1 protein-coding gene is annotated in these 239 nt (G+C 62.8%); it reads right to left on the bottom strand.

Annotation, left to right across the window (positions count from 1 at the left end; all coding sequences use genetic code 11):
* Nucleotides 1–239, bottom strand: a 239-nt coding sequence (locus J5M58_RS27610; RefSeq protein WP_207880698.1) for an amino acid permease, incomplete at both ends; no start/stop codon positions are given.

Raw genomic sequence — 239 nt, 5'->3', positions numbered from 1 at the left:
CTTCCTTGATGCCGCGCAGCACCAGGAAGTGCACCGCCCACAGCAGCACCGACGCGCCGATGATGGCGGCAGGGGTGTTGCCTTCGCCGAAGATCGGGAAGTAGAAGCCCAAGGTGCTGAACAGCAGCACGAAGTAGCCGACGTTGCCCAGCCAGGCACTGATCCAGTAGCCCCAGGCCGAGGAAAAGCCCATGTACTCGCCAAAACCGGCCTTGGCGTAGGCATACACCCCCGAATCC

Origin of the sequence: Pseudomonas sp. 32_A (assembly GCF_017490905.1) — a bacterium.
Taxonomy (GTDB): Bacteria; Pseudomonadota; Gammaproteobacteria; order Pseudomonadales; family Pseudomonadaceae; genus Aquipseudomonas; species Aquipseudomonas inefficax.
Note: the sequence above shows the minus strand (reverse complement) of the source record. Positions and strands in the feature narration are given on the sequence as shown.